The sequence below is a fragment of the Novosphingobium sp. HII-3 genome (genome assembly GCF_002916655.1).
Classification (GTDB): domain Bacteria; phylum Pseudomonadota; class Alphaproteobacteria; order Sphingomonadales; family Sphingomonadaceae; genus Novosphingobium; species Novosphingobium panipatense.
Map to the genome: position 1 here is coordinate 56,771 of NZ_PPSM01000047.1, position 25,100 is coordinate 81,870.

20 protein-coding genes are annotated in these 25,100 nt (G+C 66.5%); 10 read left to right on the top strand and 10 right to left on the bottom strand.

Annotated elements, in window-relative coordinates:
• Window positions 1-54 precede the first annotated feature (54 nt).
• Genes C2R25_RS15430 through C2R25_RS15445 form a run of 4 tightly spaced genes read left to right on the top strand, consistent with a single transcriptional unit; the run spans window position 55 to window position 4,827 of the window.
• A complete protein-coding gene (locus C2R25_RS15430) occupies window positions 55-771 on the top strand; it encodes a CoxG family protein (protein ID WP_103730050.1) in 717 nt (238 codons plus the stop codon).
• The gene (locus tag C2R25_RS15435) at window positions 768-1,637 is read left to right on the top strand and encodes a xanthine dehydrogenase family protein subunit M (protein ID WP_103730051.1); all 870 of its coding nucleotides are present in this window, start codon (window positions 768-770) and stop codon (window positions 1,635-1,637) included. Before C2R25_RS15430 ends, C2R25_RS15435 begins: the two co-directional genes overlap by 4 nt.
• Complete coding sequence (locus C2R25_RS15440; protein ID WP_103730052.1) at window positions 1,634-2,119, top strand: (2Fe-2S)-binding protein; 486 nt, start codon at window positions 1,634-1,636, stop codon at window positions 2,117-2,119. The genes C2R25_RS15435 and C2R25_RS15440 overlap by 4 nt, the downstream gene beginning before the upstream one ends.
• A complete protein-coding gene (locus C2R25_RS15445) occupies window positions 2,116-4,827 on the top strand; it encodes a xanthine dehydrogenase family protein molybdopterin-binding subunit (RefSeq protein WP_103730053.1) in 2,712 nt (903 codons plus the stop codon). The genes C2R25_RS15440 and C2R25_RS15445 overlap by 4 nt, the downstream gene beginning before the upstream one ends.
• Before the next feature lie 501 nt (window positions 4,828-5,328).
• On the opposite strand, the gene C2R25_RS15450 is transcribed toward C2R25_RS15445, so the two are convergent.
• Window positions 5,329-5,799, bottom strand: a complete 471-nt coding sequence (locus C2R25_RS15450) for an Lrp/AsnC family transcriptional regulator (protein ID WP_103730054.1) — start codon at window positions 5,797-5,799, stop codon at window positions 5,329-5,331.
• 99 nt (window positions 5,800-5,898) lie between these two features.
• Here C2R25_RS15450 and putA point away from each other — a divergent pair, with 99 nt between their 5' ends.
• Both putA and C2R25_RS15460 read left to right on the top strand, forming a co-directional pair.
• Window positions 5,899-9,498 (top strand): trifunctional transcriptional regulator/proline dehydrogenase/L-glutamate gamma-semialdehyde dehydrogenase, encoded by a 3,600-nt coding sequence (putA, locus tag C2R25_RS15455; protein WP_233204058.1) that lies wholly within the window; start codon window positions 5,899-5,901, stop codon window positions 9,496-9,498.
• A gap of 179 nt (window positions 9,499-9,677) precedes the next feature.
• The gene (locus tag C2R25_RS15460; protein WP_103730056.1) at window positions 9,678-10,214 is read left to right on the top strand and encodes a dihydrofolate reductase family protein; all 537 of its coding nucleotides are present in this window, start codon (window positions 9,678-9,680) and stop codon (window positions 10,212-10,214) included.
• Between the two features lie 4 nt (window positions 10,215-10,218).
• On the opposite strand, the gene C2R25_RS15465 is transcribed toward C2R25_RS15460, so the two are convergent.
• The 6 genes from C2R25_RS15465 to cobA form a co-directional block, all read right to left on the bottom strand.
• Window positions 10,219-11,415 (bottom strand): MFS transporter, encoded by a 1,197-nt coding sequence (locus tag C2R25_RS15465; protein ID WP_103730057.1) that lies wholly within the window; start codon window positions 11,413-11,415, stop codon window positions 10,219-10,221.
• Window positions 11,416-11,532: 117 nt separating this feature from the next.
• Entirely contained in the window at window positions 11,533-12,357 is an 825-nt protein-coding gene (locus C2R25_RS15470; protein ID WP_103730058.1) for a phosphoadenylyl-sulfate reductase, read from the bottom strand.
• 24 nt (window positions 12,358-12,381) lie between these two features.
• The gene (locus C2R25_RS15475; protein ID WP_103730059.1) at window positions 12,382-12,819 is read right to left on the bottom strand and encodes a DUF934 domain-containing protein; all 438 of its coding nucleotides are present in this window, start codon (window positions 12,817-12,819) and stop codon (window positions 12,382-12,384) included.
• Window positions 12,812-14,446 (bottom strand): nitrite/sulfite reductase, encoded by a 1,635-nt coding sequence (locus C2R25_RS15480; RefSeq protein ID WP_103730060.1) that lies wholly within the window; start codon window positions 14,444-14,446, stop codon window positions 12,812-12,814. The genes C2R25_RS15475 and C2R25_RS15480 overlap by 8 nt, the downstream gene beginning before the upstream one ends.
• Window positions 14,446-14,742 (bottom strand): DUF2849 domain-containing protein, encoded by a 297-nt coding sequence (locus C2R25_RS15485; protein ID WP_103730061.1) that lies wholly within the window; start codon window positions 14,740-14,742, stop codon window positions 14,446-14,448. Before C2R25_RS15485 ends, C2R25_RS15480 begins: the two co-directional genes overlap by 1 nt.
• Window positions 14,739-15,518, bottom strand: a complete 780-nt coding sequence (gene cobA / locus C2R25_RS15490; protein ID WP_103730062.1) for a uroporphyrinogen-III C-methyltransferase — start codon at window positions 15,516-15,518, stop codon at window positions 14,739-14,741. The genes C2R25_RS15485 and cobA overlap by 4 nt, the downstream gene beginning before the upstream one ends.
• A gap of 195 nt (window positions 15,519-15,713) precedes the next feature.
• Between cobA and C2R25_RS15495 the strand changes: the two genes are divergently transcribed.
• The 4 genes from C2R25_RS15495 (at window position 15,714) to C2R25_RS15510 (ending at window position 19,291) form a co-directional block, all read left to right on the top strand.
• Window positions 15,714-16,391 (top strand): helix-turn-helix domain-containing protein, encoded by a 678-nt coding sequence (locus tag C2R25_RS15495; protein ID WP_103730063.1) that lies wholly within the window; start codon window positions 15,714-15,716, stop codon window positions 16,389-16,391.
• Window positions 16,392-16,680: 289 nt separating this feature from the next.
• Complete coding sequence (locus C2R25_RS15500; protein WP_233204060.1) at window positions 16,681-17,592, top strand: sensor domain-containing diguanylate cyclase; 912 nt, start codon at window positions 16,681-16,683, stop codon at window positions 17,590-17,592.
• Window positions 17,593-17,714: 122 nt separating this feature from the next.
• Window positions 17,715-18,059, top strand: coding sequence for a DNA-directed RNA polymerase subunit omega (gene rpoZ, locus C2R25_RS15505; RefSeq protein WP_103730065.1), 345 nt, complete (start codon window positions 17,715-17,717; stop codon window positions 18,057-18,059).
• A 194-nt stretch (window positions 18,060-18,253) separates the two neighbouring features.
• Window positions 18,254-19,291: a DUF3667 domain-containing protein gene (locus C2R25_RS15510; RefSeq protein WP_103730066.1), complete on the top strand. Its 1,038-nt coding sequence runs from the start codon at window positions 18,254-18,256 to the stop codon at window positions 19,289-19,291.
• A gap of 119 nt (window positions 19,292-19,410) precedes the next feature.
• On the opposite strand, the gene ftsH is transcribed toward C2R25_RS15510, so the two are convergent.
• The 3 genes from ftsH to C2R25_RS15525 form a co-directional block, all read right to left on the bottom strand.
• Window positions 19,411-21,342, bottom strand: coding sequence for an ATP-dependent zinc metalloprotease FtsH (gene ftsH / locus C2R25_RS15515; protein WP_103730067.1), 1,932 nt, complete (start codon window positions 21,340-21,342; stop codon window positions 19,411-19,413).
• A 131-nt stretch (window positions 21,343-21,473) separates the two neighbouring features.
• Window positions 21,474-23,549 (bottom strand): hydantoinase/oxoprolinase family protein, encoded by a 2,076-nt coding sequence (locus tag C2R25_RS15520; protein WP_103730068.1) that lies wholly within the window; start codon window positions 23,547-23,549, stop codon window positions 21,474-21,476.
• Window positions 23,550-23,636: 87 nt separating this feature from the next.
• Complete coding sequence (locus C2R25_RS15525; protein ID WP_255400467.1) at window positions 23,637-25,097, bottom strand: hydantoinase B/oxoprolinase family protein; 1,461 nt, start codon at window positions 25,095-25,097, stop codon at window positions 23,637-23,639.
• Window positions 25,098-25,100: the final 3 nt, after the last annotated feature.

Genomic DNA, 25,100 nt, shown 5'->3' on the forward strand with positions numbered 1-25,100 from the left:
GGCCGCGATCCGGGCGTTCAATCGCGGCCATAAAGACTGTGGGGAGATGCGCGAATGCAGATGACGGGCGAGCAGAGGATCGCCGCGCCTAGGCACAGGGTGTGGGAGGCGCTGAACGATCCGGAGGTGCTGGCCCGATGCATCCCCGGCTGCCAGTCGCTCGACAGGAACGGCGAAGACGGGTTCGCCGCCATTGCCGAGGTGAAGATCGGCCCCATCGGCGCACGCTTCAAGGGCAACGTCGCTCTTTCGGAAATCGATGCGCCCAATGGCTACACGATCACGGGCTCAGGCAACGGGGGGATCGCCGGGTCCGCGAAAGGCGGGGCAAAGGTGCGCCTGTCCGATCTCGACGGCGGCGCCACGCTGGTCGCCTACGATGTCGATGCGGAAGTGGGCGGCCGCATGGCGCAGCTGGGCGGCCCGATCATCGATGCGACCGCCAGAAATCTTGCGGTGAAGTTCTTCAGCCGGTTCGGCGAAGTCGTCGGCGGCGAGGGTGTTGCACAGAACGTCACGCCGGAACCCGCCCCGGCAGCGGGGGCATCTCCGCTCACCTTCAACGCGCCTCCGGGCGTGGCGCAGGGTGTCCATCCTGCGGCCCCGGCGCCTCTGGTTTTGTGGGGCTGGGTGGCCGCGGTCGTTCTGGCGCTCGTCGCGGGGTACATGCTGGCGCTCGTCGGAACGACGGCGACGCTGGTGGTGTTGGTGCTGCTGGTGGTGACGGCGGCTGCGGCTTACGAAGCCGGGCGGCGGGGATGCGGCACATGAAGCCCGCCCCCTTCGACTACGTGCGTCCCTCGAGCGTAGCCGAAGCCTGCCGCATCCTTGACGAGGCGGGCGGCGGAGCCACGGTAATCGCGGGCGGGCAGACTCTGATGCCGCTGCTGAACCTGCGCATGAGCCAGCCCTTCATCCTTGTCGACATCAACGGGATCGCCGCACTGAAGGGCGTGGCGCGGGTCGAGGGCGGCATCCGCGTCGGCCCGGCGACCCGCCAGGCCGACGCTCTGCGTGACGAGACCCTGGCACGGCACCTGCCCGCCTTCACGAGGGCGCTGGGCCATGTCGGCCATCACCAGACGCGCAACAGGGGAACGATCGGAGGATCGATCGCCCTGGGCGAACCAGCGGCCGAAATGCCCGCAACGGCGGTGGCGTTGGGCGCCTCGATCGAGATCGCCTCGGTGCGGGGCACCCGGCAGGTGCCGGCCGATGCCTTCTACGTCGGCCCGTACATGACCGTGCTCGAGCCGGACGAACTTGTGACCGGCATTGTCTATCCCGATTGGCCGCAAGGGCATCTCGTGCTGTTCCGCGAAGTGGCGCAGCGCCCCGGGGATTTCGCGCTGGTGGGTTTGGTGGGCGCTCTTGCGCTCGAGGGTGGAGCCATTTCCCGCGCCGGTATCGCCTGGTTCGGCATGGGACCGACCCCGGTCCGGGCGCGCCAGGCGGAAGCGGCCCTGCTCGGCGCAGAACGCGCGCGGATCGATCCGCACGCGATCGCGCGGGCCGCCGTCGCTGACACCGCGCCGTTCGACGATCACCACGCCAGTGCCGAGTACCGCCGCACGGTCGGGCAGCGGGTGTTCGCACGCGCCCTTTCAGAGACGCTGGACCTCAGGAGCGCCGCATGAGCGAGCACCGCATCGAACTGACCGTCAACGGCAACCGCCACATCGCGCGCGTGGAGGCGCGAACGAGCCTCGGCGAGTTCCTGCGCGACACCCTGGGGTACACCGGAACGCACCTTGCCTGCGAGCATGGCGTCTGCGGGGCCTGCACCGTCATGGTGGACGGCGATGCCATGCGTTCCTGCCTCACGCTGGCGGTGCAGGCTGACGGCGCGGCGGTCACTACGGTCGAAGGGCTGGCGCAGGCGGACGGCACGCTGCATCCGGTGCAGCAGGCGCTTAGGGACAACTTCGGGCTGCAGTGCGGTTTCTGCACGCCGGGCGTCGCCATCACGATGGCCGCCGTCACCCGCGACAACGAGGGGGCCGACAGCGGCGCGATGGAGGAGGGTCTGACGCAGGCGATGTCCGGTCACATCTGCCGCTGCACCGGCTATCAGGGGATCCGCCGTGCCATCCGCCAGTTGGCCGGGGTCTCGGCATGAACGTCCACATGAAGAGCGTGGGCGCGGCCCGCTACGTGGGGGAGCGCACTCCGCGCAAGGAGTATGGCCGTCTCCTGACGGGGCGGGGTCAGTTCACCGACGACGTGCGGGTGCCGGGTATGCTCCACGTCGCCTTTGTGCGTTCCGCCGTCGCGCGCGGCCGGATCCTCGGCATCGACACGGCGGCGGCGCGTGACATGCCCGGCGTCCAGGCGGTCTACACGCAGGCCGATCTCGCTGCCGTGCCGGTGACGTTCCAGACCTTCTTCTTCACGCCCGCCGAAGCGCCTGTGACGCTTCTTGCCGACGGCCGGGTCGCCTGCGTGGGGGATCCCGTCGCGATGGTCATCGCCGAAAGCCGGGCTCAGGCCGAGGACGCGGCCGCGCTCGTCGAAGTGGCGATCGAGGAGGAAACGCCGGTCGTCACCATTGCCGACGCCAGGACCGGGCCGCTGGTTCACCCCGACCGCGACGACAACATCGCGGCCGAAATGGGTGACGAGGATTCGCGCGAGGCGGTGCAGCCGCTGCTGGACGGCGCAGCCCATGTGGTGACGATGCGCGTGCGCCACCAGCGTATCGCACAGTCGCCGATGGAAACGCGCGCCTGTCTTGCCTCACCCGAGGGCGAGAACGAGATGACCGTCTGGCTCGGCTGCCAGAGCCCGCACCTTGCCGCCCGCTATATCGCGCAGGTCATGGGCCTGCCGCAGGAGGCGATCCGCGTCATCGCGAAGGACGTGGGCGGCGGCTTCGGTCTCAAGAACATTCCCTGGAAGGAGGAGATGGCGGTGATCGCCGCCGCCAAGCTCCTGCGCCGCCCCGTCAAGTGGATCGAGGACCGGTTCGAGGCCCTGACCGCCTCGTCCCACGCGCGGGAGCAGGACGTGACGCTGACCGTGGGCTTCGATGGCGATGCGCGGCTGCAGGCGGCGTGGTGCGACTATGCCTGCAACAATGGCGCCTGGCCCATGGGCGAGGACGCGAACGTGGCCGTGCACATGTTCATGTGGCCCTGCTACAAGATGCCCGCCTACGGGTTCGTCACGCGCGGCTGGTACACCAACACCATGGGGCTGGGCGCCTATCGCGGGCCGTGGGCGATGGAATCGCTGGTGCGTGAAACGCTCCTGGACAAGGCGGCGCGGCGCATCGGGATCGATCCCGTGGAGCTTCGCCGCCGCAATCTCCTTTACCTGACGGACCAGCCGCATACCTCCACGCTGGGTGTGCCGGTTGAGGATATCACCCCGGGCGAGTGTCTGGAGAAGCTGGTCGCCAACGTCGATTTCGCCGCCTTTCGGCGCGAACAGGCCGAGGCGCGCAAGGCGGGGCGCTATCTCGGCATCGGCGTCGCCACGTATGTCGAGCCCACCGGCGCGGCCGGCTCCATGGCGCCGATGACAGGAGAGACGGTTCACCTGCGGGTCGAGCCGACCGGAAAGGTCGTGGCAATGCTGTCCACGCACTCACAGGGGCACGGCACGGCGACGACGATGGCGCAGGTCATCGCCGAGCAGTTGGGAGTCGCGTACGAGGATGTGGCCGTTTACGAGGGCGATAGCGCGATCGGCGCTTTCGGCCCGGGCGCCGCCGGCAGCCGGCAGGGGGTTATCGCCGGCGGCGCCACCTGGCGTGCAGCGCAGTTGCTGTCGGAGAAGGTGAAGCAGGTTGCGGCGCACCTTACCAACGCAAGCGTGGAGGCGATCACCATCGAGGGCGGGATCGTTCACGTTGCCGGGGCGCCGGAAATGTCCCGCTCCCTGCGTGAAATTGCGGAGATCGCTTATGGCGAGCCCGGCCGCCTTCCCGAAGGCGCGCCAACCGGGCTTGAGGCGCAGTACCGCTACCAGCCGCCGCCGATGACCATGACGAGCGCGGCGCACTGCTGCATCGTCGAGGTCGACGCGGAAACCGGCTTCGTGAAGATCCTGCGCTGGATCAGCGCGGAGGACTGCGGCACCGTCATCAATCCCGGCGTCGTGGAGGGACAGATCGCCGGCGGACTGGCGCAGGCGATCGGGCAGGTGCTGCTGGAGGACATGCCCTACGACGCGCGCGGCAACCCGCTGGCGGCGACGTTCAAGGACTACCTCATGCCGACGATCTCGGACGTGCCGGATTTCGAATACCTGCACGCCAGCACGCCATCCCAGACCATCGGCGGCATGCGTGGAGTGGGGGAGGGCGGCTGCATCATTGGCCCGCCGACGCTGGTGAACGCCATTGCCGATGCCCTCAGCCCGTTCGGCGAGATCGAGGAACTGGTCCTGCCGCTGACGCCTGCACGCATCCTCGACGTGATCGAGCAGCGCGACGTTTCTGGCACCCGTGCTCCGGCCGCAGAGGCAAAGTCCGCTGCGCCGATCGTGGAGGAGGCACCGCTTGTCGAGGCGGCGCCGGTGGCGTCTTCATCCATCGACGGTGACTGGGCCATGGTGCTCAAGACGCCGATGGGACCGCAGGAGATGGTCGGCCACTTCGACACGGTCGGTGCCACCGTCTCGGGTTACCTCGAAGCGCCGGAAGGCCGTCAGGAATTCTCAGGGGGCACCCTTGCGGGCAGCCAGCTCAGGTTCGAGATGAAGGTCGAGAAGCCGATGAAGATCACGCTGAAGTACGACCTTCTGTTCGAGGGCGACGCGGTTTCCGGCAAGTGCAAGATGGGGATGTTCGGCTCGGCCAAGGTGACCGGCACGCGCGCGTGACCCTTCGTCGGCGTCTCTGCCCCGGGGGCATGCTTCATCGCCCGCTGGCGAGTGCGGGGTAACGCCGGAAGGAGGACCGCGCAGGACCGGATAACATCGGGTCGGCGTCGGGGCGTCCCTGCTGGAACGCGAGGAGGGAGACCTTCGCGTGCGAACGACCGGGGAGAGTCAGCACAGCCCGGTTCGGCCCTGGAACGGAGCGGTCCGGACCGGCGGCGCGGGCTCGCAGGACGCGAGTGCCGGTCCTCCCCGTGGGAAGCCGCCGCCTCGCAGGCGACGCGCCGATTGCACGGGGCTTGGTGGGAGAAGACGGCAAGGCGCCTTTCCTGTGAACCGCTCCGGGAGGACGCTGTGGGCGTGGACCACGGCTTGTACGCTCGCGTGCTGCCCACGACGCCGACCCGAAACACCGTCTCACCTGCGGCCGCAGGATCCACGGATAGTGTGCAACTAACCTAAATGGTTACAGTTGTCAATGAAGCCGCGTGGGAACGAGCCGCTTCAACTGCTCGCGTCCTTAACGGTCTCCATCGCCACAAAGGTCGACGTGCTGGAGACATGGGGGAGGCTGGAGATCTTTTCGCCCAGCACTTCGCGATAGCGCCGGATATCGGCGGTGCGGACCTTGAGCAGGTAGTCGAAGCTACTGGCGATCATGTGGCATTCCTCCACCTCGGGAATGCGGCGCACCGCCCGGTTGAACTCGGTCAGCGCCACCTCGCGGGTGTCGGACAGCTTCACCTCGGCGAAGGCGACATGATCGAGGCCGAGGCTGGCGGGATCCACCACCGCGCGAAAGCCGCGGATCACCCCGGCTTCCGTCAGCCGTCGCAACCGCACCTGGCACGGAGTCTTGGACATCCCGACGGCTTTGGCGAGATCCGTCACGGTGATGCGGCCGTCGGTGCGCAGAATTGCAATGATCTTACGGTCCAGGTCATCCATTTCGACCGTCTGAGGGCGTTTCGCCATTCAATTTGCCTGATGCATCATGGAAAATAAGTCTAAGCCCATCGCTACATGCGATTGAAAAGTCGGATCGCCAAGCGTGAATCGGTTACGGCTCGAAACATGACCGCTCCTTTTTCCCAGTTCGCCCCCGCCCTCCGTGCAATGACCCCGCTGCGCCTTGCCATCGCCGATGCGCGCCGCCGGGATGAAGCCGAGTGCCTTGCACCGCTGCTGGACAGGGCCACGCTTGACGAGCCGACCCGCGCGGCGGTGCGCCGGACTGCCACCGCGCTCGTCACGACGCTGCGCGCCAATCACAAGGGAACCGGCGTCGAAGGACTGGTGCAGGAATACGCGCTGTCCAGCCAGGAGGGCGTCGCCCTCATGTGCCTTGCCGAAGCGCTTCTGCGCATCCCCGACGACGCCACCCGTGACGCGTTGATCCGTGACAAGATCGCGGACGGGGACTGGAGCGGGCATCTGGGCGGCGGCAAGTCCCTGTTCGTCAACGCCGCGACCTGGGGCCTCGTGGTTACCGGCAAACTGGTCGGTTCGGTGGACGACAAGGGCTTGGGCGCGGCGCTCACGCGGCTGATCGCGCGCGCCGGTGAGCCCGTCATCCGGCGCGGCGTCGATCTGGCCATGCGCATGATGGGTGAACAGTTCGTCACCGGCGAAACCATCGACGAAGCCGTGAAGCGCGCCCGCGAGCTGGAGGGCAAGGGCTTCCGCTACAGCTACGACATGCTGGGTGAAGCGGCGACGACGGCGGCGGACGCCCGGCGTTACTACGCGGATTACGAAAACGCCATCCACGCCATCGGCAAGGCTTCGGGCGGCAAGGGCATCTACGAGGGCCCGGGGATTTCCATCAAGCTGTCCGCGCTGCACCCCCGCTACGCCCGCGCTCAGGCCGATCGCGTCATGGGCGAACTGCTCCCCGCCGTGAAGGCGCTGGCGCTGATGGCCAAGGGCTACGACATCGGCTTCAACATCGATGCCGAGGAGGCGGACCGCCTCGAACTTTCGCTCGACCTGCTGGAGAACCTCGCGCTCGATCCGGAACTGGCAGGCTGGGATGGCCTCGGGTTCGTGATCCAGGCCTATGGGAAGCGCTGCCCCTTCGTGATCGACTGGATCGTCGATCTCGCGCGCCGGGCGGGCCGCCGGATCATGGTTCGCCTCGTCAAGGGCGCTTACTGGGACGCCGAGATCAAGCGGGCGCAGGTGGACGGGCTGGCCGACTTCCCGGTCTACACCCGCAAGGTCCACACCGATGTTTCCTACGTAGCCTGCGCCCGCCAGTTGCTGGCCGCGCCGGACGCGGTGTTCCCCCAGTTCGCGACGCACAATGCGCAGACCCTCGCCACGATCTACCACCTTGCCGGTCCCAACTTCGCCGTGGGCAAGTACGAGTTCCAGTGCCTGCATGGCATGGGCGAGGCGCTCTATTCGCAGGTCGTGGGCAAGGACAAGCTGGACCGCCCCTGCCGCATCTACGCGCCGGTCGGCACGCACGAGACGCTGCTGGCGTACCTGGTGCGCCGCCTGCTGGAAAACGGCGCCAACTCGTCGTTCGTGAACCGCATCGCCGATCCGGCGGTGCCGGTGGAATCCATGGTGGCCGACCCGGTCGAGGTGGTGCGCGCGATGCCTCAGCCCGGCGCCCGGCATGACCTCATCGCCCGGCCTGCCGACCTGTACCCCGATCGCCGCAATTCGGACGGCATCGACCTGACGGACGAGATCGCCCTCGCCGGGCTGGCCGACGCGCTCGTCGCGTCCGCCGGTACGGAGTGGCGCGCGGCCCCGGAAAGCGGCGAAGGCCAGCCGCGTCCTGTTCGCAACCCCGCCGATCATGCGGATATCGTCGGCACCGTCATCGAGGCTGCGCCCGAAGCGGCCGCCGCGGCCGTTGCTCGCGCCGCCGTCTCGGACTGGAGCGGGGTGCCGGTGGCGGACCGCGCCGCGTTCCTGGACCGGGCGGCCGATCTCATGCAGGACCGCATGGGGGTGCTGATGGGGCTGGCGATCCGCGAAGCCGGAAAGTCCGCGGCCAACGCCGTTGCCGAAGTGCGCGAGGCGATCGACTTCCTGCGCTACTACGCGCAGCAGGCGCGCGCGACGGTCGGACCTGAGCAGGCGGCGCTGGGGCCGGTGGTCTGCATCAGTCCGTGGAACTTCCCGCTGGCGATCTTCACCGGGCAGGTGGCGGCCGCGCTGGTCGCGGGCAATCCGGTGCTGGCGAAGCCTGCCGAGGAAACCCCGCTGATCGCAGCCGAGGCCGTGCGTATCCTCCACGCAGCCGGCGTGCCCGCCGATGCGCTGCAGTTCATGCCGGGACCCGGCGAGCTTGGCGCTGCGCTCGTCGCCGCGCCGGAGACAGCGGCGGTGATGTTCACCGGCTCCACCGAAGTCGCCCGCCTTATCCAGCGCCAGCTGGCGGCCCGCACGTCGGCGGATGGGCGCCCGATCCCGCTGATCGCCGAGACGGGCGGCCAGAACGCCATGATCGTGGACAGTTCCGCGCTGGCGGAGCAGGTGGTGGCGGACGTCATCGGATCCGCCTTCGACAGCGCGGGCCAGCGCTGCTCGGCTCTGCGCGTGCTGTGCCTGCAGGAGGACGTGGCGGATCGCACGCTTACCATGCTGCGCGGCGCTCTGGCCGAATTGCGCGTGGGCAAGCCCGACCGTCTCAGAGTCGATATCGGTCCCGTCATCACCCAGGAAGCTCGCGACGGCATCATGCGCCACATCGATGCGATGCGCGCGAAGGGTTGCCGCGTCGAGCAGACCGCGCTTGGAACCGAGACGCAGCACGGCACCTTCGTGGCACCCACGATCATCGAGATCGACGCCATCGACCAGCTGGAGCGTGAGGTCTTCGGGCCCGTGCTTCACGTCGTGCGGTTCCGCCGCAAGGACCTGGACGCGCTGATCGACAGCATCAACGCCACGGGATACGGCCTGACCTTCGGCCTGCACACCCGCCTCGACGAGACGGTCGCGCGCGTGACGGCGGCGGTCAGGGCGGGCAACCTCTACGTCAACCGCAACACCATCGGCGCCATCGTCGGGGTGCAGCCGTTCGGAGGGCGTGGCCTTTCCGGCACCGGGCCCAAGGCGGGCGGCCCGCTCTACCTCGGCCGGCTGATGAAGCAGGCGCCGGTGGTGCTTGCGCCTGCGGAGCATGCGCCTGCGGAATTGACTGCCTACGCGGCGTGGCTTGACGCGCAGGGCGAAACCTCGGCCGCCACCTTCGCGCGCCGATTGGGCCAGGACACCGCGCTGGGCCGCGAAGTGCTGCTGCCGGGGCCGGTGGGTGAGCGCAACGTCTACGCGCTTCATCCCCGTGGGCGCGTTCTGCTCCGCCCCGCTACGCGCGAGGGTCTTCTGGGCCAGATCGCGGCGGTGCTGGCGACAGGCAACACCGCGACCGTCGAGACGGCGGACCTTCCGGCCGGATTGCCACAAGCGGTGGAGGCCCGCCTCCGCCACGCGGACGATGCGCCTTATGCCGCCTGCGTGGTCGAAGGCGACGCACAGGCCGTGCGCCAGGCCTGCGAGGCGGTGGCGCGGCTGCCGGGACCGATCGTGCCGGTTCACCTGTGGGACCGGAATGGTATCGGCCCCAATTGCGCATCCCTGCTCGAAGAGGTTTCCGTCTCCGTCAACACCACGGCGGCGGGTGGTAACGCGAGCCTCATGATGATCGGCTGACGCCGGCTTCCCCCTGCGGTAAGAGTGCCCGCACGCCCCCGCGTCTGCAAAGGGCGCGGAGGGCGGCTGTCGCGCTGCGGCAACTGTTTGCCGGAGTTGGGAAACCGCTCCGCAATTCAGGTGTTGGGTCCACTGCAGCCAGATCGAACGCGATTCCAACGGTCGTCGGAGCGAAATCTATGGGCAGACTCATCGTCGACGCAGCATCGAGCCTGGATGGCTTTTGGGCCGATGCGGGTGGCCGGAATGTGCTCTCCACCGCAGACCTCGACGGCAGCGGCCTATCCGGTCGGCTCGAGATGGCCTGCGGGGCGATCGTGATGAGCCGCCGCTCCTACGAACTTCCGGGCGACGTCGGGTGGATGGCCGAGGCCTATCCGCCCGGGACACCGGTCTTCGTCGTGAGCGAGACGGCCCCTGCTGCCCCGTCCGGAGACAATTTCCGCTTCATGCCGGACTATGCCGCTGCCTTCGCCGCCGCGCAGGACGCGGCGGGCGACAGGCCGGTGCTGGTCGTTGGTGAGGCCGGAGCCATGGGTGCGGCGCTGGGCTGTGGTCAGGCCGATGCCATCTGGCTGCGTGTGCTGTCCCGCACGCTGGGGCGGGGCGCCCCCCTTTTCGAGGAAGGCGCACCCGTTCAGAACTACTTCGTCGCCGAACTCGAGACGACGCCCGAAGCCGTTCACATGCTGCTGGAACGGCGGCTGCAGGCCTGAACGGTCAGGCCGCGCAGGCGTGCAGCGTCTCGCGCCTGTGAAGCGATAGAGTCACCAGGAAGATCGCCAACCCGCCGAGCGCCAGGCCCGAGCCGATCCAGCCGGTCGAGGTGAGGCCAAACCCCGCCGAGATCGCCATGCCGCCGAGCCAGGGCCCGAGGGCATTGGCAAAGTTGAAGGCGCTGTGGTGGGCAGCGGCGGCAAGCGCCTGCGCATCACCGGCCACGTCCATCAGCCGGGTCTGCAGGATCGTGCCGAGGCCGCCGCCGAAGCCAATCAGCAGAACAACGAGAGAGAGCGTCCACACGTTGCCCGCCATCACGGAGAAGAGGGCAAGGGAGACGGCGCTGAACAGCAGAGCGCTGATGGCGGCGCGGCTTTGCGCGCGGTCGGCCATCCAGGCCCAGAACAGGTTGCCTGCGGTCATGCCGACGCCGAAGACGGCGAGCACGGCGGGGACAAACTTTTCCGATACGTGCGTGACTTCGATCATGGTCGAGGCGACGTATGTATAGACGCAGAACAGGCCGCCGAAGCCGATGGCGCCGGTGAGCAGCGTGAGCAGCACCTGCGGACGGCGCAGCGCGCCCAGTTCGCGCAGCGGGCTGGCGTCGGCGTCGGCCGGCTGGTGCGGGGCGAAGAGGGCGACCAGCGCCATCGTGAGGATGGCAAGGCCGGAGACGACGGCGAAACCACTCCGCCAGCCGAGCGCCTGTCCCAGCCAATTGGCGGCGGGAACGCCGATGATGGTCGCCACCGTCAGGCCCGACATGACCATCGCCACCGACTGCGTGCGCTTGTTGCCGGGCACCAGGGAGGCGGCGACCAGCGCGGCGATGCCGAAGTAGGCCCCGTGCGGCAGCCCGCTGATGAAGCGGCACAGCAGCAGCAGCGGATAGCTTGATGCCAGGGCCGAGATGCCGTTGCCCACCGCGAACACCGCCATCAGTCCGATGAGCAGCAGGCGCCGCTCCAGCTTGGCGGCAAGGACCGCGATCACCGGCGCGCCGACCACGACGCCAAGAGCATAGGCGCTGATCGCATGGCCGGCCTCGGGCTCGGTCAGGCCGAGATCACGCGCGAAGAAGGGGACAAGGCTCATCGCCGCGAACTCTGTCGTGCCGATGGCGAAGGCGCCCATCGCGAGCGCAAGGATGACGAGCGCGGGATGCGTCGTGCGGGTGGGGGAGGATTGATTCATGTTGCGGTGCAAAATAGAAACGTTTCGTGACACGCACTACCCGGGCAGCGATGCGTTTCCTGCAACGCCACTGTGAGGAATGTGCACGGATGCGGATCGCGCGCGCCTGCTGGGCCGTCAGAAAACCGGATCGAAGTCCGGCGGCAACTCGCTTGCGGGACCATTGTCCTTGCCGGGAACGTGAATGCCGCACTCCGTCTTGTCCCAGCCCTTCCAGCGGCCGGACCGGGGATCCTCGCCAGGCGCGACCTTGCTGGTGCAGGGCATGCAGCCGATCGAGGGATAACCTTCCGCCACGAGTGGGTGCGGCGGCAGGTCGTGCTCGGCGATGTAGGCAGCCAGACGCTCGGCCGACCAGTCGATCAGCGGGTTGATCTTGAGCCGTCCCTGCGCGTCGGCCGTGTCAATCTCGAAGCGGGGCAGGCTGGATCGGGTCGCCGCCTGGAACGCCTTGCGGCCGGTGAACGAGGCGTCATAGCCCGCCAGCGCCGTGGCGAGCGGCTTGACCTTGCGGATCTCGCAGCAGCCGTCCGGGTCCCAGGACCAGCGCAGGCCGTTTTCGTCCTTCTTCGTGATCTCAGTCGCGTCCGGCGTGAGGTTCACGAGGTTCGTGAGGCCGAGGCGCTCCACCAGCCGGTCGCGGTAGGCGAGTGTTTCCGGGAAGTGCTTCCCGGTATCGAGGAACAGCACCGGCACGCCCTTGTCGACCCGGCTGAGCAGGTGGAGCAGGACGGCGCTTTCCGCACCGAAGCTGGACACGATCGCCACATCCCCCGCCATGCGTTCCTTAAGCAGCGTCTCGAGCATCTCGCTCGTGTCGGTGCCGCGGAAGAGGCGGTTGAGACGCACCGCGTCGGCCTCGGTGAAACGAGGGGACGTGTCGATGCGCTGGATCACCCGAGCAGGGGTGCGGGCTTCATTGTCAGCTTCGGTACGGAACATGGGGCAGGTTCCTTCGCTCCGGGCTCAGGCGGCTGGGTGCCGCTTCGCCCAGATGGCTTGGCGACCGTCTATCGCGGTGGCCTGGTAGACATTTTCCCAGCGCTCGAACGCGGCCTTGGCGTCGGCCTCGTTGAGCGCCTTTTCAGGCGCGAAGGCGTCAAAGCCGCAGCGCTGGAGATGGCGGAGCATGTCGATCACGACATCGCCCACGGCACGCAGTTCGCCGGTGTAGCCGGCTTCGCGCAGGATGCGCGCGGAGGAGTAGCCGCGTCCGTCCGTCCAGGAAGGGAAGTTCACTTCCACCAGCGCCAGGCGATCGAGGTAAGGCAGCAGCTCGCGCGCGTCGTCGCCCGGTTCGATGCGGACGGCCGTGGCGTTCGACTGTTCGCCGATCGAATCCACCGTCACGGCCGGATCGTTCACGGCGTCGTCGCTGCGGAAACGGAACTGGACGTCAACCATAGATGGCCTCCTTGAACGGCTCCATGCCGATGCGGCGATAGGTGTCGAGGAAACGCTCCTCGCCCTGCTTGTTGGCGAGGTAGACCTGCGTGGCCTTTTCGATGGCATCGACGACGCCGTCTTCGGTGAAGCCGGGGCCGATGATCCGGGCGAGGGAGGTATCCGCACCTTCGCTGCCGCCGAAGAGAAGCTGGTAGTTTTCCAGACCCTTCTTGTCGACGCCGAGGATGCCGATGTGGCCGGCGTGATGGTGACCGCAGGCGTTGATGCAGCCCGAGATCTTGAGCTTCAGCTCGCCGATTTCCGCCTGCTTCCGCGCCGAGCCGAAGCGTTCGGAGATCTTCTGGGCGACAGGGATCGAGCGGGCATTGGCGAGGCTGCAGTAATCGAGGCCGGGGCAGGCGATGATGTCGCCCACGGTGTCGAGGTTCGCCGTGCCGAGACCCGCCTCGTCCAGCGCCTTCCAGACGGTGTAGAGATCGGACTTCCTGACGTGCGGGAACACGATGTTCTGCGCATGGGTGACGCGCAGTTCGTCGAACGAGTGATCCTTTGCCAGCTTGGCCATCAGGCGGATCTGGTCGGCCGTCGCGTCGCCGGGGATGCCGCCCACGGGCTTCAGCGACACCGTGGCGATGATGTAGCCCGGCTGCTTGTGCGGCGTGGTGTTGCGTTCCACCCAGAGGCGGAAGTCCGGATCGGTGAGGTCCAGCTCGTCCGAAGCGGCGGCGTCGAACGCGGGGTCGACAAAGTGCGCCTTGATCCGCTCCAGCTCGGCGAGCGGGGGCTCGATCGGCTGGGTGAGCAGGTGCGCGAACTCTTCCTCGACCTGGCGCACATACTCGTCGCGGCCCAGTTCGTGGACAAGGATCTTGATGCGCGCCTTGTACTTGTTGTCGCGGCGGCCGTAGCGGTTGTAGACGCGCAGGCACGCCTCGGCATAAGTGATCAGCTGATGGATCGGCACGAATTCGCGGATCAGCGGCGCGATCATTGGGGTGCGGCCCATGCCGCCGCCGGCGTAGAACTGGGCGCCGATCTCTCCGGCGTCATTCTTCACCATCTTGATGCCGATGTCGTGCAGGCGCATCGCGGCGCGGTCCGTTTCGGACGCGATGACGGCGATCTTGAACTTGCGCGGCAGCACCAGGAATTCCGGGTGGAAGCTCGACCACTGGCGCAGCAGTTCCGCGTAAGGGCGCGGGTCCAGTATCTCGTCCTCGGCGGCACCGGCGAACTGGTCCGAGCTGATGTTGCGGATGCAGTTGCCGCTCGTCTGGATGGCGTGCATCTCCACCGTCGCCAGTTCGGCGAGGATGTCGGGCGTGTCTTCCAGCTTGATCCAGTTGTACTGGATGTTCTGGCGCGTGGTGAAGTGGCCGTAGCCGCGGTCGTACTTGTCCGCGATGTCGCCCAGCAGCGTCATCTGCGTGGAATTGAGGGTGCCGTAGGGCACCGCCACGCGCAGCATGTAGGCGTGCAGCTGGAGGTAGAGGCCATTCTGCAGGCGCAGCGGCTTGAACTGGTCCTCGGTCAGGTCGCCGGCGATGCGGCGGCGGACCTGGTCGCGAAATTCCGCGACGCGGGTGTCGACCATCTGCTGGTCGTATTCGTCGTACTTGTACATCAGATTACCCAGTTCACGGCTTCGGGGTCGGAGGGCTTGAGCGTCAGGTCAGGACGCACGGTCGGGCCGAGAGCGCGGATGCGCTCCTTGATGTGCGATGGCCGCACGCCCTCGTCGGTCTTCACGCCATCGACCACGTAAGCGGCGAAGACGTTCTGCGCGCCTTCTTCGCGCGCGATGATGGCGGCGCCATGCTCGCCGACATCGGTGGAATCATTCACGTTGAGCGACCAGCCCACGCCGGTCCACCAGATGACCGCGCCGGTCTTCAGGTCGTTGCCCGTCAGGATCTTCACTGTACTGCCTCCCGCGCCAGGGCGCGTATGGTGTTGTCCGCTGCAGCGGCGACGGAGCCGATAACGATAAGCGCGGGGCTTTGCACTCTTTCGCTCTCCACAAGGTGAGCAAGCCCGGCGAGCGGCGCGCGCAGCACGCGCATGTCGGCGCGGGTGGCGTTCTCGATCACGGCGACTGCGGCATCGGGGGCAAGGCCATCCGCGATCAGCTTTTCGGAGATCTGCGCCGCCGTTGCCACGCCCATGAAGATCACCAGCGTTCGGCCGGGACCGGCCAGTCCCGACCAGTCCTGGTCCGACAGGCCCTTGCACTGGCCTGCCACGAAGCTGACGATGGACGCATGCTCACGGTGAGTCAGCGGAATCTGCGCGGATGCCGAGGCACCGAGCGCGGACGAGATGCCCGGCACGACCTCCACCGCGATGCCCGCTTCCTTGCAGGCCTGCGCCTCTTCGCCGCCGCGGCCGAAGATGAAGGGGTCACCGCCCTTGAGCCGGACCACGTCATGCCCCGCCAGCGCTTCGCGGACGAGCAGGGCGTTGATGTCCTCCTGCCTCATCGTGTGCCGCGAACGGCTCTTGGCGACGGAGACGAGGCGTGCCGTGGGCCGCGCCATGGCAAGGATGGACGGATCGACGAGGCCGTCATGCACGATCAGCGCCGCATTCATGATGATGCGGGCGGCGCGCAGGGTCAGAAGATCGGGGTCGCCAGGGCCGGCACCCACGAGATGGACCTTGCCCTTACGGGCGGTGTCTGCGCGATTCTGTGTCATGGTCTGCCGCAGATGGGCCTGACCATGCGGCGATGCCAGCCATATTGGCTTTGCGGGGGCTAAGGGCAGCTTTAACCCGCAGGACCGTCAAGAAAATGGCGGAAAGCTATACTCCCTTCGAGGGAGAGGGAGGGGATCACTAACTAAATCTTAACCCAACTCGTGGACTTTTGCCGGGCAACGGGAGGCCACAGAATGCCGATAGCGGCACACTTCGAGACGATGGAAGCAGCAGGAAAGCCGCGTGCGGAACGCCGCAGGTTGCTGTTGGAGACGAAGGGCGCGCTGGAGAACGGCGAGGCGGTGCAGGTCATCCTTCATAACTTCTCCGAAACCGGCGTGCTGCTGGAAAGCAAGGTTTCGCTTGAGATCGGGGAAGCGCTCGAGCTGGATCTTCCCGAAGCCCCGCAGACCCGTGCCCGCGTTATCTGGGCGAGCGGCGCGCTTTATGGCTGTGCCTTCGAAGGCCGCATCCCCAGTGCGACGCTGCGCGCCGCGCAGTTGCGCAGCGCCGTCCAGACCGAGCTTGGCCTTGGCGCTGCCCCCACGCCTGCGGGCCCCAGCGCGATCGGCGGAGAGAGCCTCGGCGAGCGGCTTCATCGCCTGCGCAAGCTGCGCGGCCTCACCCAGGGCGAACTGGCCGCGCGGCTCGGCGTCAGCAAGCCGACCGTCTGGGCGTGGGAGCAGGGACGCGCCCGGCCGATCGAGGACCGTCTCGACGCGATCGCGGAAGCTCTCGGCGTGGAGGCGGCGGACCTGCGCTCCAGTCGTGCGGTGCCCGGACTTACGGACCTCATCACCCGTTGCCGCGAACAGATCGCCGCCGCTGTGGAGACGACGCCGGACAAAGTCCGTATCATGATCGAGCTCTGAAGTTCGTTGCGCTCGAACGGCAGCAATCCAGAAATCAATCCCTCCGGTCAAAGTTCTATCATTATGAACTTGCGGTAACGGTTGGTAAAAAATGGACAATTTTACGACTAAGTAAAGTTCGTTAGCTAACGCACTTGGTCTTCAGTCCGATTTCATCCTATTCATGGTTAAGATTGTTAACTTTGTCTGGGAAGTGCTTTACTGCTGGCGCCGAGAGCAGAATCGATTGGAGGGAGGCCGTTGTGGCCGATCGGTATGATCGAAGAACCGAGGCGCGGCCGGCATGGGCATGAACTTCACATTCCAGGAAAGCTCCGTACTTTATGGGATGCTGGCCGAGAGTTCGACAGACATCATCTTCAAGACCGATCCGGACGGCGCGATCGTTCATGCGAGCCCCGGCATGGAGCGCCTCGGCCACAAAGCGAGTGACGCTGCGGGCGGAGAAGGCCTTGCGCCGCAGCGCCTGCTCCTCGACCTCGTGGCGCCCGAGGCGCGGCAGCAGGTCGCCAAGGCACACGCCCGCGCCCTCGCCGGTGACGATGTGGACTGGTTCGAATTCCCCGCTCTTGCAGAGGACAGCCGCAAACGCTGGTTCGAATTGCGCCTGCGCGCCCTGCTGCGGGCGGACGGAGCGCCCTATGGGGTGTTGGGGGTCATGCGTAGCGTGGATGAACTGCGCTCCCTGAGCGAACGCCTGTTCACCGCGACGTACACCGATGCACTCACCGGCCTGACGAACCGCGCGGCCTTCGTCTCGATGCTCAGGCACATGCTTGACGCGGGCATGGACGGCTGCCTGGCGCTGTTCAGTATCGATTTCTTCCGTACGATCAACATGCAGTACGGGCAGAGTGCGGGCGATGAGGTCCTCACCGTCTTCGGGGATCTCCTGCGCGAACTGCTGCGCACCGATGATCTCATTTCGCGCATTGGCTCCGAACGATTTGCCGTGATCCTACCGCGCGTGACACCCGTTGAGGCGGAGGGCATCTGCCGCCGCGTGGTGACGACGCTGGCGGACCTCAAGCAGACCGTGGGCGAGGGCACCTTCGCGGTGACGGCCAGCGCCAGCGTGGCGCGAATCGCCACCAGCCTCGATTCGACGATGGGCCGGGCCGAAATGGCGCTGTTCGTCGCGCGCGCCAAAGGGCGCAACCGGCTTGAGATGGAGAAGCCGGTCCGGCTTGCCGCCGGCTGACGGCCGAGGCATCGGCAGCGGCCGGGTGCGCTAGAAGCGAATGCCGGTTTCCTTGACTTTCACGGCCTGCCGCTCTACTTGGCGCCTTTTCCGATCCCACAGATTCTAATCCGGGAGTGCCCATGGCGCGCGTTACTGTCGAAGATTGCGTCGACAAGATCCCCAACCGCTTCGACCTCGTCCTCCTCGCGGCGCAGCGCGCACGTGAGATTTCGGGCGGCGCGGAACTGACCGTCGATCGCGACCGTGACAAGAACCCGGTCGTCGCCCTGCGCGAAATCGCGGAACAGACCGTCGTTCCCGCGAACCTCAAGGAAACGCTCGTCACGTCGATGCAGCGCGTCCTGCCGGACGACGACGACGAGATGGACGAGATCGGTTCGCTCAGCCAGTCGGCCGAAGCGCTGCGCATTACTGCTTCCGCTCCGACCCGCAACACCTCGCTGGGTGGCGACTACGACGGTTGATGCCGGGCGCCGGTCCGCCGGCGCTTCGTTTCTCGTGATAACGGATGGGGGCTGTCCTTTGGGATGAGCCCCTTTTCTGCGTCCCGGCACCGTAGCGGTTCAGCCTTCCGACGGGGCCGGTGACGACACGATGCCTTTCCATTGCGCCAGCAACAATGTCGCCCTAGTTTCACGCCCCATTCAAGGGGGACGAAATGAGTGGGATCGGCGAGGGTGTAGCGGATCTGGGGCAGGGGGTGCTGACCGCTTCCGCGCTGGAGAAGGAGCAGAGGCTCGTGCAGGACGGGCACACGCACGAAAGTGCTTGCCTGAATTGCGGCACTGCCCTCGTCGGTACGCATTGCCATGCCTGCGGGCAGGCCGCGCATGTCCATCGCACACTGGGCGCGTTCTTCCACGACCTGCTGCACGGCGTCTTTCATTTCGAAGGCAAGATCTGGCGGACTCTTCCGCTTCTTGCCTGGAAGCCCGGCGAACTGACGCGCCAGTACGTCGAGGGGCGGCGTGCGAGCTTCGTGTCGCCGATCGCGCTCTTCCTGTTCAGCGTCTTTCTCATGTTCGCCGTCTTCCACAGCACGCAGGGTGGTGAGAGGCCGGCTGATGTGCGCAGTGACGACCGGGCGCTTTCCCGGCAGGTCGATGAGCTGGAAGGGGAACTTGCGCGGCTACAGGACCGCCGCAAGCTGGCCGCGAGCAAGGGCCAGACGACGCAGGAGCTGGATGAGGAGATAGGGGAGCACCGCGATGCGCTTGCGGCGATCCGCGCAGCGCAGGGCGAGAACGTCGACGTTCAGATCAACGGTACGCGGTTCCCCCGACTGACGAAGGCGGTTCAGAAATTCCGCGCCAACCCCGATCTCGCGATCTACAAGATCCAGACTTATGCCTACAAGTACAGCTGGGCGCTGATACCGATCTCCGTCCCTTTCCTCTGGCTGCTGTTTCCTTTCAGCGGCCGCTTCCACTTGTACGATCACACAGTCTTCGTAACTTATTCGCTTTGCTTCATGACGATGATCGTCATCCTTGCGATGATCCTTGGTGCGGTGGGAGCAGGGAGCGTGGCGCCGTTGTTGTTCTTCGTGCCTCCCGTCCATATGTATCGTCAGTTGCGGGGCGCTTACGCGTTGAGCCGCAGGGGCGCAGTCTGGCGCACGTTCCTCTTGATCGGCTTTGCCGCAACTGCGCTGGCCTTGTTCTTCGTCCTCATCATGGCCCAGACCAGCTTCTGAGGTGGGGTGCCCGCTCCGCGGCGGGCGGTGCTCTCGAGCAGGCATGCAAAAGGGGCGTCAGACTTGCGTCCAACGCCCCCTCCTGCATTCTCCCAGGGGAGAACTCTAAGGGTGTGGCTTCAGGCGCCCTGAGGTGCGGCGCCGCCGGAGAGGCGCTTTCCGGCTTTGGGAATAGCCGAGCCGGATAGCGGACGGGGCGTCGCCGAACCGCGCGGCTCAGACGGACGGTCGATGCGGCCGCTTTCGAGCAGCTGCTTGATCTCGTCGCCCGAAAGCGTCTCGTATTCCAGCATGGCCTGAGCCAGGGTGTGCAGGGCTTCGTTCTGGTCCTGCAGGATCTGCGTGGCGCGGGCATGCGCATTGTCCACCAGCAGGCGGATTTCGCTGTCGATCAGGCGGTTGGTCTCGTCCGACGCCATCGTGCGCTGGGTGCCGCCCATCCCGAGATACCCTTCCTGGGTGTCCTCGTACTGCAGCGGGCCGAGCTTGTCGGACATGCCCCACTTGGTGACCATCGAACGGGCCAGGCTGGTGGCGTACTGGATGTCCGAGGATGCGCCGCTGGACACCTTGTCGTAGCCGAAGATGATCTCTTCCGCCACGCGGCCGCCCATCGCGACCGAGAGGTTCGCAAGCATCTTGTCGCGGTGGTACGAATAGCTGTCACGCTCCGGCAGGCGCATGACCATGCCCAGCGCGCGGCCGCGCGGGATGATGGTGGCCTTGTGGATCGGGTCCGAAGCCGATTCGTTCAGCGAGACGATCGCGTGACCGGCCTCGTGGTAGGCGGTCATCTTCTTCTCATCCTCGGTCATGACCATGGAGCGGCGTTCCGCGCCCATCATGACCTTGTCCTTGGCGTCCTCGAATTCCTGCATGGCGACAAGGCGCTTGTTGCGCCGTGCGGCAAGCAGGGCCGCCTCGTTCACAAGGTTGGCAAGGTCCGCGCCCGAGAAGCCCGGGGTGCCGCGTGCGATGACACGCGGGTTCACGTCAGGCGCCAGCGGCACCTTCTTCATGTGGACAGCAAGGATCTTTTCGCGGCCCTCGATGTCGGGCACGGGGACCACGACTTGACGGTCGAAGCGGCCGGGGCGCAGCAATGCGGGGTCGAGCACGTCGGGACGGTTCGTCGCCGCAATGATGATGATGCCTTCGTTCGCCTCGAAGCCGTCCATCTCCACCAGAAGCTGGTTCAGCGTCTGCTCGCGTTCATCGTTCGAATTGCCAAGACCGTGGCCGCGATGACGACCCACAGCGTCGATTTCGTCGATGAAAACGATGCATGGCGCGTTCTTCTTGGCCTGCTCGAACATGTCGCGCACGCGGCTGGCGCCGACGCCGACAAACATTTCGACGAAGTCGGAACCCGAGATCGTGAAGAACGGCACGCCCGCCTCACCCGCGATCGCGCGGGCGAGCAGCGTCTTGCCGGTGCCCGGCGAACCGACCAGCAGCGCACCCTTGGGAATCTGGCCGCCCAGCTTGGAGAAGCGGCTGGGATCGCGCAGGAACTCGACGATTTCCTCCAGCTCTTCACGCGCCTCGTCGATGCCGGCGACGTCATCGAATGTGACGCGGCCGGAACGCTCGGTCAGCATCTTGGCTTTAGACTTGCCGAAGCCCATCGCGCCCGAGCCGCCGCCCTTCTGGACCTGGCGCAGCGCGAAGAAGGCGATGCCGACGATCAGCAGGAACGGCAGGGTCTGCGCCAGAATGTAAAGCAGCAGGCTGCCCTGTTCGGCCTCCTTGCCGGAATACTTGACGTCGTTGCGCTGGAGCAGGTCGGTCAGCGTGGTGTCGCCGGGAACGGGCACGGTGCTGAAGCTCTCGCCGTTCTTGAGCTTGCCGTCGATCCGGTCTTCGGAAATCTCGACGGCGGCAACGCTGCCTTCGGCGACCTTGCTGCGGAAGTCGGAATAGGGAATCGCCGGGCCGGTCGTGGCGCGCGATCCGAACATCGACACCACGATCAGGAGCGCGAAGAAGATTCCGCCCCATACGAGCAGGCTCTTTACCCAGGGATTGCCGTTGGGCTGGTCGTCGTTCATTGTGCGGGAAACCGTCCTTTCGCACCCCAATGTAGGCGCATGGAGGGGAATCTCAAGCTGGCGTGACCATCACGGACGATCCTTTTACCGCGTGACGGTGGGTCGCCGTTGCAAGCGGTTGATTGATTGGCTCAACTGCGCACGAGCTGGTAGTCTCCCGCCCTATCGATCTGGGCTTTCCATCCGGGGTAGACGACGATGGTGGTGAACGTTTCCTCGATGATGGCCGGGCCCGTCACCTCCATCCCCGGAGCAAGGTCGCGGCCGATATGGACCGGCACCTGACCGAATCCCCTCCCGAGGTTGGCGCGCCGTTCCTTGGCCGGAACAGGCGCAACGCCGCTCGACACGAAGCCGCCGGATGCCTTGGGTGAGGGGGTGACCACATGGGCGGCGAGGCGGACCCCGGAAATTTCCGGCACCTCGTGTTCGCGCACATGGGCATACTCCGCCATGTGGCGCGCGTTGAACAACGCCACCGCGCGCTCGGCGAAATCCTTCTGGATGAACGACAAATCGCCGAGCGGCGCGTCCGCGGCGAAATCGAACGAAAGCGAGAAGTTCTGCCCCGGGTAGCGCATGTTGAGCTGGTAGTTCGCCCGCACGTCCCCCGGCACGAAGCCGGCACCCTCGAAATACCGGCGGGCCCGGTCCGACAGTTCCGTCCAAAGCGTTCTGATGCGTTCCACGTCGAGGGCGCCCGCCGAGGCGATGTACGATCGCTCCTCATCGATGGTGGGATTGGCGACGAGAGTGCCGAGGGCCGAGAACGTGGGCGAGGCTCGGGGCACCAGAACCCGGGTAATGCCGAGGTCTTCCGCCTGTATGGCGGCGAAGGCGGGGCCGTTGCCGCCATAGGCCAGCATTACCAGGTTCCTGGGATCGATTCCCTTGCCCGCCGTTGTGCGCCGCACGCCCTGGCTCATGTTGGCGTTCACCACGCGCCAGCAGTCGAAGGCGGCCTGCTCCGGGTCGCCGTGGCCCATCTCCTCGGCGATGGCCTGGAAGGCTTCCGCCACGCCATCGCGGGAGAGGGTGAAACTTCCGCCTGCAAAACCTTCATCCGTCGAGAGAAGACCCAGCATGACGAGGGCATCGGTCACGGTCGGCTCGGTCCCGCCGCGACCGTAGCAGATGGGTCCGGGATCCGACCCTGCCGAACGCGGCCCGACTTGCAAGGCGCCGCGATGGACGTGGCAGATCGAGCCGCCGCCCGCACCCAGCGTCTCCACCTTTACCATCGGAACACCGACCATATAGCGGTGATGCATGTTCCAGCCCGCTTCCGCTGGCGCCTGCCCGTCTATCACCAGCGACATGTCGTAGCTGGTCCCGCCCATATCGACGCAGAGCAGGTCCGGACACCCCTTGGCTGTGCCGCAATGGGCCGAGCCGACAACGCCGCCAGCCGGCCCTGAGGCGAGAACCCGTACCGGTGCGCCGTCGATGTATGCCTTGGTCATCACGCCACCTGACGCCTGCATGACCATGAGCTGCCGTTCGTACCCACCTTCGACGAGGCGCTGCACCAGCTTCTCGAGATAGCCGGTGACGCGCGGCCCTACATAGGCGTTGACCACCGTGGTCGAAGTGCGGTCGTATTCCGGGGCGCGGGGCAGCACTTCATGGCTGGCGCAGACGTAGGCGTTCTGGATTTCCTGCTGCACGATCTCGCGCGCGCGGCGTTCGTGCGATGGGTTCACGAAGGAGAACAGGAAGCTGATCGCCACCGCCTCGACGTTCTGCAGACGCAGCTTGCGGCAGGCTTCGCGCAGGGCGTCCTCGTCGAGAGACTTGTGAACGGTGCCGTCATGCAGGACGCGCTCAGGCACGGTGAGGCGGCGGCGGCGCGGCGTGATCGGCCTGGGCGGTTCAAGGCGAACGTCCCAGATGTCCTCCTTGAACCCGCGCCGGTACTCGATCTCGTCGCGGAAGCCTTCGGTCGTGACAAGGCCGGTGACCGCTCCGTTCATCTCGATCAGGGTGTTGTCGGCCACCGTCGTCCCATGGACGATCGCCTCGCAGCGCGAGAGGAATTCCTGCAGGGAAAGGCCTTCCTTGGCGGCGAGGGCGCCAAGCCCCTGCATCACGCCCAGCGAGCGATCCTCGGGGGTGGAGAGATTCTTGTGAAGGATGACCTCGTCATCTTTCAGGAGCGCGAAGTCGGTGAAGGTGCCGCCGATGTCGATGCCGACGCGATAATTCATGTCCCGCCTTTTCTCCCGCGGCGGCTGGCGCGCGCGGGCTCCCCCTGTGGCCCCGCTTTTCGCGAGCAACCGTCCTGTTCCAATGCCTTATTCGGCGGCTTCCAGAGTTGCGCTCATCCGCGCCCGCAGCGCCTGGGTCGCCGCGTGGTCCACCTCCAGCGAATAGTCTTGGAGGCTGCCCGTGAGCACGACCCCGTACTTCTCGCGAGCGGCGGTGAGGCTGACGTACTCGTCGAGCACGTCCTCCTTCACCGCTTCGGGATCGCGTTGCAGGGGCGGTCCGAAGCCCGCGCCACCGCCGTGCTGGTAGGCGATCACCGCACCCTCCGGCAGCAGATCCTGCGCGGTGTGCGCAATCTGTCGCTCGTTGGGTGAACCCACTTCGAAGCGGTTGCTGTAGGGAATGGCGTTATCCCCGCCGCACATGCCGCTGAGGGGGTGATCCGCCGAAACCATCCAGGCCATCGCCGAAGTGGGCTTCAGTACCTGCTTCACGTTGAGCGATCCCGGCGCGCCGCGCCACTGCCCCGCGCCGCCGCCGTCCGTCGTCATCTCACGGCTGATGTTGAGGATGGGGAAGCGGCTTTCCGCGTCCTCGGCTTCGGACAGGATCAGGCTGCCGAGCGCGTTGGGGCACGAACCCCACCCGTCGAGGCCCTGGACGGCGGAAACGTCCATCGACCGGCAATCGACACCCTGATCCATCCACATCATGCCGTTGTCGTCGAAGCCCACGACCATGTTGGGCATACCGATCTTGTAGAGCTGCGGCTGCGCGCGTTCCGGCGCGACGTTGGAGAGCGCGATGCAGACCGCTTCCGTGATCTCGCAGGCCGGATGGAACGAGCCGAGGGCGGCGGGCTTGTTCGGCGGGGGCTGGGCGATGCAGCCCTCCGGCACGACAATGTCGACCGCGTTGAAGTAGCCCTCGTTCTTGACGATCGTCGGGTCCATGGCGGCCACCACCTGACACATGACATAGCTGCGTGTGTTGGCGAAGGTGTTCCAGACGCCCACCAGTTCCGGCCGGTCGTCCGTGCCGGTGAGGTCCACCGTCAACTGATCCCCGGCGATGGTGCAGGTGACGTGGACCTTGATATCCTTGGTCCCGGCCGTGTCATGGTCGATGAAGACCGTGGCCGCGTGCGTGCCGTCCGGCCAGCGTGCTACTTCCTCGCGCACGCGCCGCTCGGTGTGTTCGATGGACTGGTTGATGGCCGCCTTGATCACGTCCGCGCCCCACCCGGCGATGAGGGTCTCCAGCATCCGGACCGCGTGCTGCACACCGCCGATCATTGCCGCGATGTCGCCCGCGAACGTGGCGAAGCGATTGTTGCGCACCACCGTATCGAACACGTCCCGCCGCAGTTCGCCCCGGTGGACCAGCTTCAGGCAGGGGTAGATCACGCCTTCGGTGAACACGTCTGTCGCGTCGAGCGAGAAGCCGCCGGGATCCTTGCCGCCGGTATCGCCCTGATGCGCCTGCAGAGTCTGCCTGCAGAGTCTGGATGCAGATGAGTTCGCCCTTGTCGTCGTAGACCGGGCCATAGA

What these genes read in the sequence shown, in the direction of transcription:
- C2R25_RS15465 (WP_103730057.1), bottom strand. Translation starts at nt 11,415, where the DNA reads ATGAATCAATCCTCCCCCACCCGCACGACGCATCCCGCGCTCGTCATC.
- C2R25_RS15470 (WP_103730058.1), bottom strand. Translation starts at nt 12,357, where the DNA reads ATGTTCCGTACCGAAGCTGACAATGAAGCCCGCACCCCTGCTCGGGTG.
- C2R25_RS15450 (WP_103730054.1), bottom strand. Translation starts at nt 5,799, where the DNA reads ATGGCGAAACGCCCTCAGACGGTCGAAATGGATGACCTGGACCGTAAG.
- C2R25_RS15520 (WP_103730068.1), bottom strand. Translation starts at nt 23,549, where the DNA reads ATGAATTATCGCGTCGGCATCGACATCGGCGGCACCTTCACCGACTTC.
- ftsH (WP_103730067.1), bottom strand. Translation starts at nt 21,342, where the DNA reads ATGAACGACGACCAGCCCAACGGCAATCCCTGGGTAAAGAGCCTGCTC.
- rpoZ (WP_103730065.1), top strand. Translation starts at nt 17,715, where the DNA reads ATGGCGCGCGTTACTGTCGAAGATTGCGTCGACAAGATCCCCAACCGC.
- C2R25_RS15510 (WP_103730066.1), top strand. Translation starts at nt 18,254, where the DNA reads ATGAGTGGGATCGGCGAGGGTGTAGCGGATCTGGGGCAGGGGGTGCTG.
- cobA (WP_103730062.1), bottom strand. Translation starts at nt 15,518, where the DNA reads ATGACACAGAATCGCGCAGACACCGCCCGTAAGGGCAAGGTCCATCTC.
- C2R25_RS15430 (WP_103730050.1), top strand. Translation starts at nt 55, where the DNA reads ATGCAGATGACGGGCGAGCAGAGGATCGCCGCGCCTAGGCACAGGGTG.
- C2R25_RS15480 (WP_103730060.1), bottom strand. Translation starts at nt 14,446, where the DNA reads ATGTACAAGTACGACGAATACGACCAGCAGATGGTCGACACCCGCGTC.
- C2R25_RS15440 (WP_103730052.1), top strand. Translation starts at nt 1,634, where the DNA reads ATGAGCGAGCACCGCATCGAACTGACCGTCAACGGCAACCGCCACATC.
- C2R25_RS15475 (WP_103730059.1), bottom strand. Translation starts at nt 12,819, where the DNA reads ATGGTTGACGTCCAGTTCCGTTTCCGCAGCGACGACGCCGTGAACGAT.
- C2R25_RS15435 (WP_103730051.1), top strand. Translation starts at nt 768, where the DNA reads ATGAAGCCCGCCCCCTTCGACTACGTGCGTCCCTCGAGCGTAGCCGAA.
- C2R25_RS15525 (WP_255400467.1), bottom strand. Translation starts at nt 25,097, where the DNA reads ATGGCCCGGTCTACGACGACAAGGGCGAACTCATCTGCATCCAGACTC.
- C2R25_RS15460 (WP_103730056.1), top strand. Translation starts at nt 9,678, where the DNA reads ATGGGCAGACTCATCGTCGACGCAGCATCGAGCCTGGATGGCTTTTGG.
- C2R25_RS15495 (WP_103730063.1), top strand. Translation starts at nt 15,714, where the DNA reads ATGCCGATAGCGGCACACTTCGAGACGATGGAAGCAGCAGGAAAGCCG.
- C2R25_RS15500 (WP_233204060.1), top strand. Translation starts at nt 16,681, where the DNA reads ATGAACTTCACATTCCAGGAAAGCTCCGTACTTTATGGGATGCTGGCC.
- putA (WP_233204058.1), top strand. Translation starts at nt 5,899, where the DNA reads ATGACCGCTCCTTTTTCCCAGTTCGCCCCCGCCCTCCGTGCAATGACC.
- C2R25_RS15445 (WP_103730053.1), top strand. Translation starts at nt 2,116, where the DNA reads ATGAACGTCCACATGAAGAGCGTGGGCGCGGCCCGCTACGTGGGGGAG.